Consider the following 16,533-nt stretch of genomic DNA (forward strand, 5'->3'; position numbering starts at 1 on the left):
ATTCGTATGTCTAAAGGTTTTGTATTGATTGGTGATAAAACCACGCATGGCGGCCAGGTCATTTCTGCCTCATCAACAATGGTAGTAAATGGAAAAAATGTTGCCCTCGTGGGTGATAAGGTCAGTTGCCCAATAGTGGGGCATGGCATTAATGCCATTATTGAAGGTTCGCCTGAATGGACCTCTGATGGCAAAGCCGTGGTTGTGGATGATTGCCACTGTGAGTGTGGTTGTCAGGTGATCTCCAGTGCACCGGATTGTGTAATAGGATAAGTAATGAGCTGGGAGCGTCAGAAATCAACAATATCGACTAAGCCTGAAGAACCGTCATTCATCCTGTGGATGATGTTGGGGTTTTTCGCTCTGGTCGGTTGTGTACTGCTGTTTGTCCTGCATGCCAATAAACTGGCAGGGCCACTTCAAACCTTTAATATTTGGGCTGTCACCGCATGCCCTGCAGTTGTCTGGTTTTTCTTTTTGTGTCTGCGTGGCTGGATCTATAACAATGCTTTTGACAGACACGAATTTGAAACCAACGAGGCAGAGTATGCGCAACAACAGTGGATGGAGTGGTCAGGACGCAATATCGCAGTGTTACACAGCGGTGTAATGCTCCCTGCAAATCTGACACCGCAAAATTTTATTGCAGCCCCGCCAACGCTGGAGCAGAGCACATCTCTGACCCGACGAATTTGTCTGCAAGATCATGAGACACATTTTTCAGTTCTGTTGACCGGGTTAAGTCCTGTGCTGGCAAAGTTGCCTTTAGATTTGGTACCCGCTGTCACGCTACTGACAGATTTCTACGATGACATACAGGTATTGCAGGATGCATTTATGCAGGCCTGGCAGGCAGCTATTCTGGATCTCCCTGTTCCACAGTTGACGATTCTTACTTCAAAGACCTTCCTCTCACTGGATGAGCGAATTAAATCACCAACGCTGGAAGTGGATTTAATCCTTATTTACCAGACACGGGGACGGGACGCGTACAGTGATGCACTCGCAACCCTGTTGTTGACCTCCGATGATGTCGCTACAAAATATAATCTTTCGCTTAATGCCCGTCTTTTGCGGCCAATGGCTTTTGATATGGCGATTTCAGAAAAATCGCTGGGTACATTTTTCTCAACACAAACTCAGGCCTGTGCCACCGCCAGTATTGTCGGCGACAGAGTGGAATGGGGTAAGGCTTTTTCTGATTTGCTCGCAGCGACACAGGATTATGGCGGTCACTGGAAACCTGAACAACTCCACTGGCTTGAGAAATATGCCGGGCTCAGCGGCCCCTTTTCTCCATGGATAATGGCAGCAGTCGCCAGCGATATCGTGAACATACAAAAAGCATACTGTCTGATGCTTTCTACAGATGGTGAGCAGAAATTTATTAATACAGTGCAAACAGGGAGCCGAAACGATGATCACGGGTGATTCAGCATGGCGCGGAGGCTGGGGAAGGCTGGGCTTCTCAGCGCTTTTAGCAGGCGGAATTGCCTGGGGCATCTGGCACTTTGGCGATCAAATGGGGCTGCATACTCCGTTACATAAAGGATTAGTCTTTGCCGGTGCCCTGATTTTATTGATGCTGTTGCGCCATGGCAAAACCATTACGCTTGCCATTAAACAGGGCTGGCATCGCTTCCAGGCAAAACGCAAAAATGTTCTGCCCGTCGATGAGGGGCGTGTTGAGCAGACTGCCCCCCGTAACGTCACCGTCGACACAATCCGTGACGCCATGCGTAACCTCTACGGTCGGCGCTGGGGACGTAAAACACGCATTCTGCTGGTCACTGGGACCATATCTGAGGTGGAGCAGTTGACTCCGGGTCTTACGGGCCAGCTCTGGCAGGAAGACCACGGCATACTGTTGCTGTGGGGCGGTGACCTCAATACGCCAGCGGACAGTGCCTGGCTGACCGCGCTGCGCAAACTGCGCCGTCGTCCGGTGGATGGCATGGTGTGGGTCACCTCGGCCTTTGACCAGCTCTCAGCACCATGGCTGGAGCCGCCGCTGCCGGTACCGTCTGAAAGCACCATGGATTTCCTGTCTCACGCCATCAGCGCACGTATGGAAGCGCTTGGCTGGAAGCTCCCGCTGTATGTCTGGTCCCTGCACCCGCGTGCCGGTAAGCCGGAAGGTCGCATTACGCAGGCGACCGGCTGTCTGTTGCCTGCCGGTTGTCGTACCGAAGGGCTGGCAGAACAACTTTCCGCCCTGACGCCAGATTTGATATCACAGGGCCTGCAGCAGACCTGCGGTGAAGTGAAACATAACTTCCTGCTGAAGCTTGCCGATCAGCTCATTTGTGAGCCGGAGAGCGTGACCGCACCGCTGTCGGTGATGCTCAATCCGTATCGCCCGCTGCCGCTGGCTGGTGTGGTGTTCAGTCAGCCCTCTAATGGTGCCGAACGTGCCGTGCCGCACCACTGGGGCATGGATAAGCGCTGGGATGTTCTGCCTGAATCAGTCCGGACGCTTCCTGCCGGGCTGCGTCCTCGCAAGCCTGGTATTCCATGGCGCAAGGTAATGGCATCTGCTGCTGTGCTCACGATGGTGAGCTGGGCTATGTGGATGAGCATCGCATATGTCATCAACTGCAGCCAGATTGCTGGTGCGAATGCCCAGGCCACACTTGCCGCCAGAAAGAATCAGCCCCTGGAGCAGCGTCTGCACGCGCTGTCTGAACTCCAGAAAACGCTGGCCCGTCTGCAATACCGTTCAGAGCATGGCGTGCCGTGGTACGAACGGGCCGGGCTGAGCCAGAACAATGCGCTGCTGGCGGCACTCTGGCCACGCTATCAGGACAGCGCGTTGCCGCTGTTGCGCGATGCGGCCGCAGACCATCTGCAGAAGCAGATCAGTGCCTTTAACGCGCTGCCTGCGGATAGTCCGCTGCGCGAGCAGATGGCAAAAAACACCTATGACCAACTCAAGCTTTACCTGATGCTGGCGCGCCCGGAACATATGGATTCCGCCTGGTTCAGCTCTGCGCTGTTGTGGGACTGGCCGAGGCGTGACGGTGTGAAGGACGGTATCTGGCAGGGGCTGTCCCCTTCGCTGCTGTCATTTTATGGCGCACAGTTGGTCACACATCCTGAGTGGAAACTGCGAGCTGATGAAAACATGGTCAGCCAGGCGCGTTCCCTGCTGGTTCGCCTGATGGGCGTGCGTAATAGCGAATCGACCCTGTACCAGAAAATGCTTTCACAGGTGGCACATCTGTATGTCGATATGCGACTTGAAGACATGACTGGGGATAGTGATGCCGCCCGTCTGTTTGGCACCAACGAAATCGTACCAGGAGTGTTCACCCGCCAGGCCTGGGAGCAGGCCGTGCAGCCCGCTATAGAAAAGGTGGTGAAGGCACGCCGGGACGAGCTCGACTGGGTGCTCACGGACAGCAAGCGTCAGGTGAATAAACAGGACGAGACCTCGCCGGAAGCGCTGAAAAAACGCCTGACGGAACGCTATTTCGCTGATTTTGGCGGGGCCTGGCTGGAATTCCTCAACAGCCTGCGCTGGAATCAGGCCGCGACGCTGTCGGATTCCATTGACCAGTTGACCCTGATGGCCGATGTTCGTCAGTCACCTCTGGTGGCGCTGATGAATACCCTGAATGTGCAGGGGCGTACAGGTCAGACTGGCGAAGCCATTTCGGATTCCCTGGTAAAATCAGCAAAGAATCTGCTCGGTGGTGACAACAAAGATGCCATTGACCAGAGTGCCAGCGTTCAAGGTCCGCTGGATGCAACCTTTGGTCCGGTACTGGCACTGATGGATAAAAGCAATACCGGTGCGCAGGTGCTGAGCCTGCAGTCATACCTGACCCGGGTGACGCAGGTGCGTCTGCGTCTGCAACAGGTGACTAATGCTGCCGACCCTCAGGCAATGACTCAGACCATTGCCCAGACCGTATTTCAGGGTAAAGCCGTGGACCTCACTGAAACCCGTGACTACGGCAGTCTGATTACGGCAGGTCTGGGGCAGGAGTGGAGCGGTTTTGGTCGTTCGGTTTTTGTGAGTCCGATGGAACAGGCCTGGCAGCAGGTGCTAACCCCGGCTGCCGACAGTCTCAATGCCCAGTGGCAACAGGCGGTAGTGGCTGAGTGGAACAGTGCCTTTGGTGGACGCTATCCGTTTAACAATTCCAGTAGTGATGTCTCCTTGCCTCTGCTAGCCAAATATCTCAACGCGGATTCCGGGCGTATCGCTCAGTTCCTGCAGACCCGCCTCAAAGGCGTGTTGCACAAAGAGGGCAATCACTGGGTGCCGGACAGCATCAACTCGCAGGGGCTGGCGTTTAATCCGGCGTTCCTCAACGCCATCAACACCCTGAGTCATATCTCGGATGTTGCCTTCACCGAAGGCAACGCCGGGATGAACTTCGAACTACGTCCAGGTACTGCCGATGGCGTGATGCAGACCACCATGATTATCGACGGCTTGAAGCTGGTATACGTTAACCAGATGCCAGCCTGGAAGCGCTTCACCTGGCCTGCGGATACTGAGGCTCCGGGTGCGAACCTGAGCTGGATTAGCACGCAGGCAGGCACCCGCCAGTACGCCGATATCCCGGGTGCCTGGGGCTGGATCCGCCTGCTCGATAAGGCTGCGGTCAGTGCGTACCCGGGTGTGGGCAGCAGCTACAGCCTGAGCTGGAAGGCACAGGACGGTCGCACGCTCAATTACACCCTGCGTACCGAAGCCGGCGAGGGGCCGCTGGCGCTCCTGAAACTGCGTAATTTCCGCCTGCCGGAGACCATTTTCAACATGACAGTTGTGGCAGCATCAGACCAGATAGACAGCACAGGAAATGATACAGAGGACGTATATTGATGAGCACGCTCAATGCCTTACTCAGCGCCTGCCAGGCTGAGCAGGAACCACTGCTTGCGGCCACACGTGAGCGGGTGGCGCTCTGGGACAGCTGGCTGCAACCGCTGTCCGGTCTATCACCTCAGGGTGACGACCCTGGTTATGACGATGACTTTCAGCAGATGCGCGAGGAGGTCAACAAACTCTCAGGTGCAGATACCGAACTTATCTGCCAGCTTGCAGAGAAGCTTCTGACCACGACCGCCAAAGATATCCGTGTGGCCACCTACTACTGCTGGGCAAAGTTGCACCGCGAAGGTGAGCAGGGGCTCGCTGAAGGACTTGAACTGCTGTGCGGCCTGCTAGAGCGCTTTGGTACACAACTGCATCCACAGCGTGAGCGCAGCCGTAAGGCGGCACTGGAATGGCTTGCGGGATCGCGAATGACTGACTCTCTTTCCCTGTACCCCGAAGTGGTCAGGATCGATGCGATACGTACCACCGGGGCACTGCTACTGATAGAGCAAATGACGGAAAATGAGCCGGATGAAATTCGACCGGAACTCAATACTCTGTATGGTGCTCTTGAAAGCCGCTTGCAGAAAGCGGGTGGTGTGGATGCGGTTGTTCCGCAGAACGCCAGTGCTTGCGAACCCCCAGCGACTGCCAGCCACTTCGATGCCCCGGTCATCGGACGTATCACGTCCGGTCAGGATTTGCTGGCCCAGGCCCGCACCCTCACCGAATACCTGCGTGAGCAACCAGATGGCTGGCTGTCAGCGCACCATCTGATGAAGAGCCTGCGTCACGACACCCTGCGGGCCATTCCGGCCCCGGATGCGGAGGGCCGTACCCGCATCGAACCGCCAAGAGCAGACCAGCGCGCGTTGCTTAAACGCCTCTATCTGCAGCAGAACTGGGTAGAGATGCTGGAAACGGCAGATAGCACTTTTTCTCGCGGTGCTAATCACCTGTGGCTGGATTTGCAGTGGTACATCCACCAGGCCCTGACGAAATCAGGTCAGGACACTCTGGCTGGCATTATTGCCGCTGACCTGAGAGGGTTGCTCACCCGTCTGTCCGGTCTGGAAACGCTGGCGTTCAGTGACGGAACGCCATTTGCGGATGAAGTAACGCTGAATTGGATCCAGCAGAGCGTGCTTGATACCACTGGTGGGTGGGACAACGATACGCCATCAGCCCTGGCCACCGCCGGTAACGACGACATTCTGATGCTGGAGCCAGAAGCCGTGGCGATGGCGGACAGTGAAGGCCCGGAAACTGCGCTGGTCTGGCTACAGAAACGCCCGGGTGTGACCACCGATCGTCAGAAGTGGCTTCTGCGTCTGCTGATGGGGCGCATTGCTGAGCAGTACGGCAAAAATGAGCTGGCGGTGCACCTGTTCGCGGAGCTGGGTGAGCGTGCCCGTGTAGTGACCCTCAGTGACTGGGAGCCTGAGCTGTTGTTCGAGGTACAGGCCCGCCATCTGAAACTCCTGCGCCTGAAAGCCGGTCGCAGTGAGGCTGATAAAGCCCGCCTTACGCCAGTAATGGACCAGTTACTTGCCGGGCTGATCGCCGTCGATCCCGCCCGTGCTGCCGTGCTTTGCGGTTAAATCCACAGGAACTGAAATAAATGGAAGATTTGACCCTGCGTTATTACGACGCAGAAATGCGCTACCTTCGTGAAGCTGCGAAAGAATTTGCTCAAACCCATCAAGATCGAGCAGCGATGCTCGACCTTGATAAAGCCGGTACCCCCGATCCGTATGTTGAACGCCTGTTTGAAGGGTTTGCCTTCTCAATGGGGCGGCTGCGCGAAAAGATTGACGACGACCTGCCGGAGCTGACCGAAGGGCTGGTTAGTATGCTCTGGCCCCATTACCTGCAGACCGTTCCGTCACTCTCAGTGGTGGCGTTCACGCCTGCGCTTCAGACCGTTAAAATGGCAGAAGTGATACCCGCGGGTCTGGAAGTTTACTCCCGCACGGTCGGGCCGAAAAACACGGTCTGCCGTTACCGCACAACCCGCGATGTGATGCTCAACCCGCTGAATATCTCTCGGGTGATTATGACCACTGAGCCGGACGGGCGCTCGCTGCTGCGGATGCGTTTTGCCTGCAGCACCCAGGCGGACTGGTCCCATGCTGATCTCAGCCACCTCAGTTTGTATCTCGGGGCGGATGCCCCGGTCAGCAGCCAGCTGCATCTGATGCTGACCAAACGACAGGCTGCCCTGTATATGCGTCTGCCCGGGCAGACCGACCGTATTCGCCTCGACGGGTATTTCTCGCCGGGTGGTTTTGCGGAGGAAGACAGCCTGTGGCCGAAAGGCGATACCGCGTTCAGCGGCTACCAGCTTCTGCTGGAGTATTTCACCTTCCGCGACAAGTTTATGTTTGTCCACCTTAACGGCCTTGAGGGCATCACGCCTCCAGCGGGGGCCGAGTATTTTGATATTGAAGTGGTGTTCAGCACACCATGGCCATCAGAGCTGCCGCTCACCGATGACGCGGTTCGTCTGCACTGCGTGCCAGTGATTAACCTGTTCACACTGGAAGCTGACCCGCTCACCATTACCGGGCTTGAAAGCGAATACCTGCTGCGTCCAAAACGTCTTCAGGACGGACATACCGAGATTTATTCGGTGGATTCAGTCACTGGCTCAAACCGCACCAATGACGCGGAGTATGTACCGTTCAGCAGCTTCAGGCACAAGGGCGGGATGATGCGCCGTCATGCACCACCCCGTTACTACCACACCCGCGTGAAGCGCAGCGTGACCGGGCTTTATGACACCTGGCTCATCCTTGGTGGGCACCAGTGGGAAGAGGACCGCCTGTTTGAGCGTGAAGCTGTCTCGCTGCAAATCACCGGCACCAACGGCCAGCTGCCGCGCCGTGCACTACAGAGTACGCTGCTTGACCGCTGTGAGCAGGTGGTCAGTACACAACTTTCAGTACGCAACCTCTGCAAACCAACGCTGCCAGTCTATCCGCCTTCCGAAGACCGTTTCCACTGGCGGGTACTGAGCCACCTGGGATCCGGTTTCCTGAATATGATGAGTACCGCCGAAGTGCTGCGCGGCACGCTTGCCCTTTATAACTGGCAAGAAGATGAAATGAACACCCGGCGTCTGGAGGCGATTCAGCAGGTTGAGCACCACCGCCTGCAACGCTTTGAACAGGGCTACCTGCTGCGGGGGCTGGATATCGAAGTGACTCTCGACAGCAACGGCTTCACCGGTGAGGGCGATATTTACCTGTTCGGTGAAATGCTCAACCGGTTCTTTGCCTTGTATGCCGATATGAACCAGTTTAACCAGCTCACCCTCATTGTTCAGCCAGAAGGAAAATGCATCCGGTGGAAAGAGAATCACAGTCCGCGTCTGCCCGGCTGATAGCGCAGTTGGGGAACCGGCTGCCGCATATCAACTTTTACCGCTTCTGTCATCTACTGGAGCAGAGCCAGCCGGATAAACCGGTCACCGGCAGCACCTGGCAGGTGAGACATGAGCCGGTACGCTTCCGACCCCATTCGGGGATGGGATTCCCGGCCTCTGAAATCAAAGGGGCAGAGCTACCGGAACATCCGCACCTTCCACCCACTATCCGTACCACCTTTATGGGGCTCTACGGCGTGGAGTCTCCGCTGCCGACGCATTATATCGATGACATCACCCAGCGACGGGAAGGATACGAAGCTAACGCGGACTTCCTCGACATCTTCAACCACCGGCTGATTGCTCAGTACTACCGTATCTGGCGTAAATATTCGTATCCGGCAACGTTTGAAGAAGGCGGAAAGGACAAAACTTCACAGTATCTACTGGGGTTGGCTGGGCTCGGGATTGACGGCTGCACAGACAGCATAGCGGCGCCCGCCTCACGCTTTCTGGCGCTGCTGCCGGTGATGTTGTTGCCAGGACGCACTGCGGAAGGCATGGCTTCACTGGTGCGTCTTCTGGCGCCCAACACGCAGGCGAAAATCTGGCACCACGACAGACGTCGGGTACCGCTTAAGAAACCTTTGAAAATGAGCGTTAGCCAGCCTGTCACGCTGACGCATCGCCCGGTTATGGGCAGTTATGCCACCGATGTGAACAGCCAGGTACTAATGCGTCTGACCACCACAGACCCTGTGGAAGTGCAGGGTTGGTTGCCCGGCGGGGAGCTTTACACGGATCTGATGGCGTTATTGCATGTATATCTTGGCTCGCGGCTTGATGTCCGTCTTCAGCTATGTGTGGACCGCAGTCTGTTGCCTGATGCGACGATGAGCACAAGCTCCAGAGCAGATGCGGTGCAACTGGGACGCACTGCTGTTATGCGGCCGTTGAATCCGCTGCACACCGCAAAACATCCTAAAACAATAACCATCAATCTTGGCCGCTACGAGCGCGTACAGGAAAACATTCACCGCAGGGAGACTGATGAAGATGGCGATTACCGCTGGTAAATTTCCTCTGATTATGCTGGCTACAGGCTTTACGCTGATGCTGGCTGGCTGTGGGCTTACTCAGAGTGTTACGGATGGCACTGTCGCCGTGACTAAATCGATTTTTTATAAGCAGGTGAAGAACCTGCATCTCGATATTCGTGCCCGTGAAGCCGTGAACAGCAATGCTGGAGGTGTAGCTCTGTCGACGGTAGTGCGTATTTATCAGCTTAAAGACCGCAAAACCTTTGACAGCACGGACTACCCGTCATTGTTTAAAGACGATAGCCAGGCCGTCAAGGCAGACCTCGTGGCGCAGAAAGATATAAGGCTGCAGCCGGGTGGTGCGGTCACGGTTGATATGCCAATGGAAAAAGATGCGCAGTACGTGGCAGTGGCCGGGATGTTTATGTCACCGGACCTGGAGAACAACACCTGGCGTGTAGTATTGAGCCGCGATGAGCTTGATCCGGAGAAGGCCCGGGTTATTGACGCGGGCAACAATCGACTGACTCTGCAGGCGCTGAAAGATGAGTGAGTCATCCCGTCCTTCACTGTATGAAACACTTTATGGCAACTTCACCGGCGGCCTCGATCTGCATCAGGTCAGTGAGGAAAATCAGGTCATCCTCTCGGTACTGGATAACATGCAGCGTATCCTCAACTGTCGTGCCGGCACGCTGGCGCATCTGCCTGACTATGGGTTGCCCGATATGACCAAAATCCTGCAGGGCATGCCGGGAACGGCCCATGAGCTCATGGGCACATTGTCTGCCGTCCTGCTCAAATATGAACCACGCCTGAAAAAAATAACCGTTGTCCTGCTGGAACAGAGCGTCCCCGGCGAACTGCGCTATGCCATTGACGCTGAACTTAAAGGGATTGGCCTGGTGCGCTATGGGACTGAATTTATGCCCGAAGGACGGGTTTTGTTAAGGCATCTCAGGCAACAGCAGTATCTCGACACCACTCTCCGTATATAAGGCCCGATAACATCATGTCCGTAAAATCACAGTTCCTGAAGAAGTTGCAGGCGCGACAACCTGTACCTGTTCCTGCAATCAGCAAGAGTCAGGCTGATATTGCAGAGTTTCGCCAGCGAATGGCTCAGCTTCAGGATGAAATGGACGCGTGGCTGACGGATACGGGAATGAAAGTGGAGCCACTGAGCGTATCCGTTCCGGATCTGCTGGTGGAGAGTGGGGCTTTTGATATTTCCGGGATCGTTCTGCGTTATGGCAGCCGGGCGGTTAACTTTATGCCGATCTTTCTTTATGGACAGGGAGTCGCAGGCTGTGCTGAGGTGACTTTTTTTACCGGGTGCAGCGCGATTTCTCAAGGACGCCTTTTCATGAGGGTGGGGAGCGTAAATGACTGGATCTTTACTCCCCCTGATACGTCGCCTCAGTCAGGACAACTATTTGATGAAGGCATTTTCTTCGGTCTGATTTTAGCGCTGCTGCCATAGCGCTGACATTTATTCCTTTTATCAGTCATTGCTTTTTAAATCGCAAAATAGCCCCTCACATCAACTAACGAAATTAACCGATACGGATATGCAGGCCCTCCAGGATGACCACACATATAACGCTAAAAACCGGCGGCGACCCGCGTGCGCTGCCAGATTACGCCGCCCTCCGCGATGAACTCAGCAAGCTGACGCATCCTGCTCGCCCGGATGTGAACTGGCAATATGTCGAAAGACTCTGTCTCTCTCTGTTTGAACAAAACGGTGTGGAGTTGCAGACTGCGGCCGGGTACACCCTTGCCCGTACCCACCTGTCTGGAATAGCTGGCCTGAACGAAGGACTGGCGATTCTGGAGGCCCTGATTAGCCACCAGTGGGACGTTTTCTGGCCGAAGACGCTACACGCTCGTCTGGAAATCCTTACCGGCCTGAGCCAGCGACTGCAGCAGCGCATGCGTATGCTTCCACTCAACAACAGCCATCTCAGTGAGCTTTATAGCGCTGAAGTGTTGCTTACCCGCCTGAGTGCGGTGCTCCAGCGCCTTGAGCTCAAACACCTTAGCCAGTTCGATACGTTACGAAGGTTGATACGTTCAAATGCTGAACGGCTTGAAGGCAGTAATGATGCATCAGATCTGAATGCACTCATGATGCCCGGTGGCGAATTACCTCAGGAGAGGGCAGAACCGAATGATGAAGTGAAATGGGTTTATGTTGTGCAGCCGGAAAAGCAGCCGAATGCAGAGCATTGTGCGACAGCGTACGGGTCTGTCAGACCATGGAAGCCCTTTGTCGCCGGGATGTGTTCTATGCTGGTGGTCTGCGTCGCCGTGGCGTGGGGAGGGGGCTTTCTGTCCAGACCCGATCCCTTAACGACGCAGGCTATTGCCTCGCTGGCACCTTTACCTGAAGCGCTTACACCTGTTCAGCAAGACGCGTTAGCACAGCGAGGGACTTTACCGTCCACGTTTATCGCAGAAACGCAGCAGCAGCTTGCCCGACTGGATAAGCTGCCACCTGACTGGAATATTTCCTACAGCCTTCAGTTGTTAGCGCAACTCCAGACATTGCGGCCGGAGGAAGCGAAGCCGCTCATCGTGCAGTGGCAGCAAAAATTTAACGCGGCAGCGTTGCCGGTTGAGGCCATGAACCGCTGGTATCAGGGGATGATGAAGCTTCAGCAACTGAGCCACCGGCTGAGTAGTCTGGATGAGCAAAAAGGAAAATATATTACGGTGAGTGAGCTTAAGTCGGTGGTTTTTTCGACCATACAGTCATTTAACCAAACAATACCGGCCGAAGAGCAACTCAGACGCCTGTCACAGCATCCAGCAGGAGATACGCTTCCTGAAGCCGAAAAGACCCAGTTGGAATTACGTCTCAGGCAGCTGGCAACGCGTTACGCTCAAATAAAACAGGATTCTTCTGCGCAGCGAATTCTGACGGCGGACAGGTGAATGTGCTTGAAAAAGCGTTGAAGGCAAAGTGTCCCCTGCAGGAATCGAACCTGCAACTAGCCCTTAGGAGGGGCTCGTTATATCCATTTAACTAAGGGGACGAGGCGGCACGAGTATAGCCTTATTTACACTATGCGTTAAGCGCATCGCCGCCTGACTGCTCAAAGAGTCACCATTCAGGACGATTTTTTTGTCGATTTATCATCATTTTCCCGTGCCTTAAGCTCAGCTTTGCGTTTGTTTGACATGTCGTTACGGATTTGGGCATGGCTCAACAGCGCGAAGATAAACGTTCCGCCGCAGATGTTTCCTGCCAGCGTCGGTAGGGCGAACGGCCAGAAAAAATCGCTCCAGTGAAGCGTACCGTTAAAGACCAGATACAGTATTTCAACGGTACCGACAACAATATGCGTGGTATCAGCCAGCGCAATCAGCCAGGTCATCAATATAATCACCACAATTTTGGCGCTCCCTGCTGAAGGAAACATCCAGACCATCGTGGCGATGATCCAGCCGGAGATGATGGCATTCGAGAACATTTCGATCGGGGTGTTTTTCATCACATCCATGCCGATTTTTACAAACGCGTCCCGGGTGGGTTCATCAAAGATCGGCATGTATTCAAACGCCCAGGCCGCGATGCCCGTTCCGATGATATTACCCAGCAGGACGACGCTCCACAGACGCATCAATAAGCCGAAATTGCCGAGGGTAGGGTTTTGCATTACCGGCAGAACGGCGGTTACCGTGTTCTCGGTAAACAGCTGCTGGCGGGCCATGATGACAATCACAAAGCCGAAGGTATAGCCGAGGTTCTCGAGTAAAAATCCCCCGGGCACACCTTCCAGCTGAACATGAAATATCCCTTTGGCGAGCAGGGATGCGCCCATTGAGAGCCCTGCCGCGATAGCTGACCAGAAAAGGGCCATCGCGTCGCGCTCCATCTCTTTTTCACCGTCCTGGCGGATATGCTCGTGGATGGCCATCGCGCGGGAAGGAAGGTGATCTTCATCAATTTCTATTTTCTCGCCGCGCGCTTTTTCCTCGCTTTCAATTTCAATTTCCTCATTGCTCTCGCCAATTTTTTCTTCGCCCACTTCTTTCATATCTGCTCCCGGAGGTTGATCTTTCTGTTAAGCGTAGCGGCTTTTGTCAGGATGCCTGTGGGGATGCTCTTAAATTGGCGGCAATGACAACAAAGGTGATACATCTCTTTCAAAGACATTATAAAATTGGCAGCGAAACGAATTCCAAAAGCCAGGCTATGCTGAGATCAGAGTCACGGTGGTTACTGCCCGTAATTGTGCTCATAGACATCGGTAAACGTGCTGTTACAATCGCTTGCACGTTTACAGACGGAGCGTCAACGGCTCCGTTACGGATGGCAATCAACGATAGCCATACTGAACAGGGAGATATTTATGAAACTTCGGCTGTCGGCGCTTGCGCTTGGCGCGACGATGCTTGTGGGCTGCGCCAGCTCCGGGGAGCAAACGGGACGCTCCGATCCTCTCGAAGGATTTAACCGCTCCATGTATAGCTTCAACTACAACGTGCTGGACCCGTATGTGGTTCGCCCGGTGGCAGTGGCATGGCGCGACTATGTTCCACAGCCCGCGCGTAACGGGTTGAGTAACTTTACCAGCAACCTTGAAGAACCAGCGGTAATGGTGAACTACTTCCTGCAGGGCGACCCGTATCAGGGGATGGTCCACTTTACCCGCTTCTTCCTGAACTCCATACTGGGGATGGGCGGCTTTATTGACGTTGCAGGCATGGCGAACCCGAAACTGCAGCGTGAACAGCCGCACCGTTTTGGTAGTACGCTGGGGCATTATGGTGTCGGCTACGGCCCTTACGTTCATCTGCCGTTCTATGGCAGCTTCACCGTGCGTGATGATGGCGGTGATATGGTCGATACGCTGTATCCGGTTCTGTCGTGGCTGACATGGCCGCTGTCGGTGGGTAAATGGACGGTGGAAGGGATTGAAACCCGCGCGCAACTCCTCGACTCTGATGGTCTACTGCGCCAGTCTTCTGACCCGTACATTATGGTACGTGAAGCGTATTTCCAGAATCATGACTTTATTGCCAACGGCGGTAAGCTGAAGCCGGAAGAGAATCCAAACGCGAAGGCGATCGAAAACGAACTAAAAGATATCGATTCGGAGTAAATAAAAAAGGTGAGCAATGCTCACCTTTTTTGATTCCAGTGCGATTAGAACGCGTAGTTGAAGTTCATGCCGTACAGCCAGGCTTTACCTTCGGAAGAGAACTCATACGGACCTTCCTTGAAGTTAACTTTTTGACCGTGCATATAAGAGATGCCCGCATCAATAGAGGCATCCTTGTTGAATGCATAGGTCGCACCTGCGCTCAGCCAGAAGCGGTCCTGATCCGGAATAGAGATGGAACGCTTGTCGGCAGGTACCGGGCTGTCATCGAAGGCAATACCGGTACGGAATGTCCAGTTGTCATCCATATAGTAGGTGGTACCCAGCGCGATGCGGTAAGCATCACGGAAGCTCTCATCTTTATAGAAGAGCGTGTCGCCGTTGCTATTGGTTGCCTTCAGCTCCTGGAACTGGCTCCAGCTGGTGTAGGTCAGGCTATAATGAACCGCCCACTGTGGTGCCACTTTGTTATAACCAGACAGTTCCCACATTTCTGGTAAGTGCAGGCTCAGAGAGCCGCCAGTGGTTTGGCCATTGGTACCCATCGGCAGGCCGAAGTTGCCGAGGATCTGGTTATAGGCAGAAGGGAGGCTGCTTTTGTAATCTCCATCAAAGTCGATTTTTACTTCGGAACGGTAGGTAAAGCCGTAACGGTTGTTTTTATCGAGTTCATAGAGGATACCGGCGTTCCAGCCAAAGCCCCATTCGTCGCCCTTCAGATAAGCGATTTGAGTGTCTGCCGGGATACCAGCCACTCGCTGTGCCAGTGCTGGCGGTAGCGCACCTGAGCCAGCAACGACTTTACCCAGGTCGCCCGCGTAACGTTCGATCTTCGCTTTAGCATACACAGCGTCAAAGCCAACGCCGAAGCTCCAGTGATTATCAAGACGGTAAGCACCGCTCAGGTTCAGGTTCAAGGTTTCCAGGTCGGTTTTACCGCCAAACGCCCCGGCTGCATAGTCGTTATTGAACTCGGTTGCTAAACCGTAGTTAGAGGTCACGGATGCGCCCCAGCCGAACTGATCGTTAATTGGCGCCACGAAGTGCATGTTTGGAACCCATGCCGTTGGGGCAATGTTATCCGCTTTCAGATTGGCACCTGTCGGGGAACGACCTGAGATATCAACACCTGGATCGACAAAAATAGCACCGGCAGAGAAAGTGGGACGATCAAACATCATGATCAACGCGGGGTTACGACTCGCGTTACCCGCATCATCCGCAATCGCACCTTCCCCCGAATACGCGCGGCCAAGGCCAGAGGAAGAAAATTCGTTTAACTGAAAGCCCGCTGACCATGCGGAAGTGGAGACGAGTGCCACTGCGACTGCCAGCGCAGTCTTGTTGAACAGGGTTTTCTGGCTCATGACCATAACCTCATTGAGTTATTTTTATTCAATATTTGTTACATACCGTAACAGGAGCGCGAAGTGTAGGGTCTGAGGTATGACAGACAAATCAGACCAGTGGCCAGAGTATAGGTCTGACCAGCCTGAATGTTGCAAGTTTGTTTATTAATATTTTCAAACATGTTTCGCGAAACGAGATCTGGTTGGCAAAATTGTGACCATCGCGACTCACCCAAAAGGGTGGTTTTTGTTTTAGATCATTTTTTAGTGTGATATTGGTCACTTATCCGTTTTTGCGCCATTAACGGCTGGAGAGCACCCGCGCTGGGGCGTAAAATATCAGCATCGTGTCTATCTCGCGCGCTGCGCGAATACAGAGGAAATTGAGCTATGAGTAAATGCAGTGCTGATGAAACCCCGGTTTGCTGCTGTATGGATGTTGGGACCATCATGGACAACTCCGATTGCACCGCGTCTTACAGCCGTGTGTTCACCAACCGCAACGAAGCGGAAGAGACCCTGGCCGCGCTGAGCAAGCGTGCGCGTGACGTTGAATCCGATCCGTGTGAAATCAAGTCGACCTTTACCGAAGTGGAAGGCGGCGTGAAGCTGGACATCGACTTTGTCTTCGCCTGCGAAGCAGAAACGCTGATTTTTCAGTTGGGCCTGCGTTAATCCCTGCGGTCTGGAGCCCTCATCCCAGCCCTCTCCCACGGGAGAGGGAGCAAACACTAAAAACGGTAACCTACGGGTTACCGTTTTGCTTTTACCTCGGGGCATTTTCTTTTTCTTCTCTGTGCCTTAGCTCGCACTTTTTCGTTTCCCCGATTGG

The 16,533-nt window shown here is 54.4% G+C and carries 14 protein-coding genes and 1 tRNA gene; 12 read left to right on the forward strand and 3 right to left on the reverse strand.

Annotated elements, in window-relative coordinates; all coding sequences use genetic code 11:
- Positions 1-6 precede the first annotated feature (6 nt).
- The 10 genes from RVY89_RS03165 to RVY89_RS03210 all read left to right on the forward strand — a co-directional run bounded on the left by RVY89_RS03165 (position 7) and on the right by RVY89_RS03210 (position 12,178).
- A complete protein-coding gene (locus RVY89_RS03165) occupies positions 7-273 on the forward strand; it encodes a PAAR domain-containing protein (protein WP_484826875.1) in 267 nt (88 codons plus the stop codon).
- A gap of 3 nt (positions 274-276) precedes the next feature.
- Positions 277-1,431 carry a hypothetical protein gene (locus RVY89_RS03170; RefSeq protein ID WP_484826876.1) on the forward strand — a complete coding sequence of 385 codons (1,155 nt, stop codon included), beginning with the start codon at positions 277-279 and terminating at the stop codon, positions 1,429-1,431.
- A complete protein-coding gene (locus tag RVY89_RS03175; RefSeq protein WP_484826877.1) occupies positions 1,418-4,837 on the forward strand; it encodes an ImcF-related family protein in 3,420 nt (1,139 codons plus the stop codon). Before RVY89_RS03170 ends, RVY89_RS03175 begins: the two co-directional genes overlap by 14 nt.
- Complete coding sequence (gene tssA, locus RVY89_RS03180; protein ID WP_484826878.1) at positions 4,837-6,432, forward strand: type VI secretion system protein TssA; 1,596 nt, start codon at positions 4,837-4,839, stop codon at positions 6,430-6,432. The genes RVY89_RS03175 and tssA overlap by 1 nt, the downstream gene beginning before the upstream one ends.
- Positions 6,433-6,452: 20 nt before the next feature.
- Complete coding sequence (gene tssF, locus RVY89_RS03185) at positions 6,453-8,216, forward strand: type VI secretion system baseplate subunit TssF (protein WP_484826879.1); 1,764 nt, start codon at positions 6,453-6,455, stop codon at positions 8,214-8,216.
- Positions 8,171-9,274, forward strand: a complete 1,104-nt coding sequence (gene tssG, locus RVY89_RS03190; RefSeq protein WP_484826880.1) for a type VI secretion system baseplate subunit TssG — start codon at positions 8,171-8,173, stop codon at positions 9,272-9,274. Before tssF ends, tssG begins: the two co-directional genes overlap by 46 nt.
- Positions 9,255-9,791 carry a type VI secretion system lipoprotein TssJ gene (tssJ, locus tag RVY89_RS03195; RefSeq protein ID WP_484826881.1) on the forward strand — a complete coding sequence of 179 codons (537 nt, stop codon included), beginning with the start codon at positions 9,255-9,257 and terminating at the stop codon, positions 9,789-9,791. The genes tssG and tssJ overlap by 20 nt, the downstream gene beginning before the upstream one ends.
- A complete protein-coding gene (gene tssE / locus RVY89_RS03200) occupies positions 9,784-10,236 on the forward strand; it encodes a type VI secretion system baseplate subunit TssE (protein ID WP_484826882.1) in 453 nt (150 codons plus the stop codon). The genes tssJ and tssE overlap by 8 nt, the downstream gene beginning before the upstream one ends.
- A 14-nt stretch (positions 10,237-10,250) precedes the next feature.
- A complete protein-coding gene (locus RVY89_RS03205) occupies positions 10,251-10,721 on the forward strand; it encodes a hypothetical protein (protein WP_484826883.1) in 471 nt (156 codons plus the stop codon).
- 104 nt (positions 10,722-10,825) lie between these two features.
- Entirely contained in the window at positions 10,826-12,178 is a 1,353-nt protein-coding gene (locus RVY89_RS03210) for a VasL domain-containing protein (protein ID WP_484826884.1), read from the forward strand.
- Between the two features lie 29 nt (positions 12,179-12,207).
- On the opposite strand, the gene RVY89_RS03215 is transcribed toward RVY89_RS03210, so the two are convergent.
- Positions 12,208-12,279, reverse strand: a tRNA-Arg gene (locus RVY89_RS03215).
- 75 nt (positions 12,280-12,354) lie between these two features.
- Positions 12,355-13,284 carry a formate/nitrite transporter family protein gene (locus tag RVY89_RS03220; RefSeq protein ID WP_484826885.1) on the reverse strand — a complete coding sequence of 310 codons (930 nt, stop codon included), beginning with the start codon at positions 13,282-13,284 and terminating at the stop codon, positions 12,355-12,357.
- Between the two features lie 315 nt (positions 13,285-13,599).
- On the opposite strand from RVY89_RS03220, the gene mlaA reads away from it, so the two are divergent.
- Positions 13,600-14,352 carry a phospholipid-binding lipoprotein MlaA gene (gene mlaA / locus RVY89_RS03225; protein ID WP_023336447.1) on the forward strand — a complete coding sequence of 251 codons (753 nt, stop codon included), beginning with the start codon at positions 13,600-13,602 and terminating at the stop codon, positions 14,350-14,352.
- Between the two features lie 44 nt (positions 14,353-14,396).
- Here mlaA and fadL read toward each other — a convergent pair whose 3' ends face one another.
- A complete protein-coding gene (gene fadL / locus RVY89_RS03230; RefSeq protein WP_484826886.1) occupies positions 14,397-15,719 on the reverse strand; it encodes a long-chain fatty acid transporter FadL in 1,323 nt (440 codons plus the stop codon).
- Between the two features lie 372 nt (positions 15,720-16,091).
- Here fadL and RVY89_RS03235 point away from each other — a divergent pair, with 372 nt between their 5' ends.
- Complete coding sequence (locus RVY89_RS03235) at positions 16,092-16,376, forward strand: YfcZ/YiiS family protein (RefSeq protein ID WP_484826887.1); 285 nt, start codon at positions 16,092-16,094, stop codon at positions 16,374-16,376.
- Positions 16,377-16,533 lie beyond the last annotated feature (157 nt).

Source organism: Enterobacter sp. 3U4 (assembly GCF_057224565.1).

What these genes read in the sequence shown, in the direction of transcription:
- tssE (WP_484826882.1), top strand. Translation starts at nt 9,784, where the DNA reads ATGAGTGAGTCATCCCGTCCTTCACTGTATGAAACACTTTATGGCAAC.
- tssG (WP_484826880.1), top strand. Translation starts at nt 8,171, where the DNA reads ATGCATCCGGTGGAAAGAGAATCACAGTCCGCGTCTGCCCGGCTGATA.
- fadL (WP_484826886.1), bottom strand. Translation starts at nt 15,719, where the DNA reads ATGAGCCAGAAAACCCTGTTCAACAAGACTGCGCTGGCAGTCGCAGTG.
- RVY89_RS03165 (WP_484826875.1), top strand. Translation starts at nt 7, where the DNA reads ATGTCTAAAGGTTTTGTATTGATTGGTGATAAAACCACGCATGGCGGC.
- RVY89_RS03175 (WP_484826877.1), top strand. Translation starts at nt 1,418, where the DNA reads ATGATCACGGGTGATTCAGCATGGCGCGGAGGCTGGGGAAGGCTGGGC.
- RVY89_RS03210 (WP_484826884.1), top strand. Translation starts at nt 10,826, where the DNA reads ATGACCACACATATAACGCTAAAAACCGGCGGCGACCCGCGTGCGCTG.
- tssF (WP_484826879.1), top strand. Translation starts at nt 6,453, where the DNA reads ATGGAAGATTTGACCCTGCGTTATTACGACGCAGAAATGCGCTACCTT.
- RVY89_RS03235 (WP_484826887.1), top strand. Translation starts at nt 16,092, where the DNA reads ATGAGTAAATGCAGTGCTGATGAAACCCCGGTTTGCTGCTGTATGGAT.
- tssJ (WP_484826881.1), top strand. Translation starts at nt 9,255, where the DNA reads ATGGCGATTACCGCTGGTAAATTTCCTCTGATTATGCTGGCTACAGGC.
- mlaA (WP_023336447.1), top strand. Translation starts at nt 13,600, where the DNA reads ATGAAACTTCGGCTGTCGGCGCTTGCGCTTGGCGCGACGATGCTTGTG.
- tssA (WP_484826878.1), top strand. Translation starts at nt 4,837, where the DNA reads ATGAGCACGCTCAATGCCTTACTCAGCGCCTGCCAGGCTGAGCAGGAA.
- RVY89_RS03170 (WP_484826876.1), top strand. Translation starts at nt 277, where the DNA reads ATGAGCTGGGAGCGTCAGAAATCAACAATATCGACTAAGCCTGAAGAA.
- RVY89_RS03205 (WP_484826883.1), top strand. Translation starts at nt 10,251, where the DNA reads ATGTCCGTAAAATCACAGTTCCTGAAGAAGTTGCAGGCGCGACAACCT.
- RVY89_RS03220 (WP_484826885.1), bottom strand. Translation starts at nt 13,284, where the DNA reads ATGAAAGAAGTGGGCGAAGAAAAAATTGGCGAGAGCAATGAGGAAATT.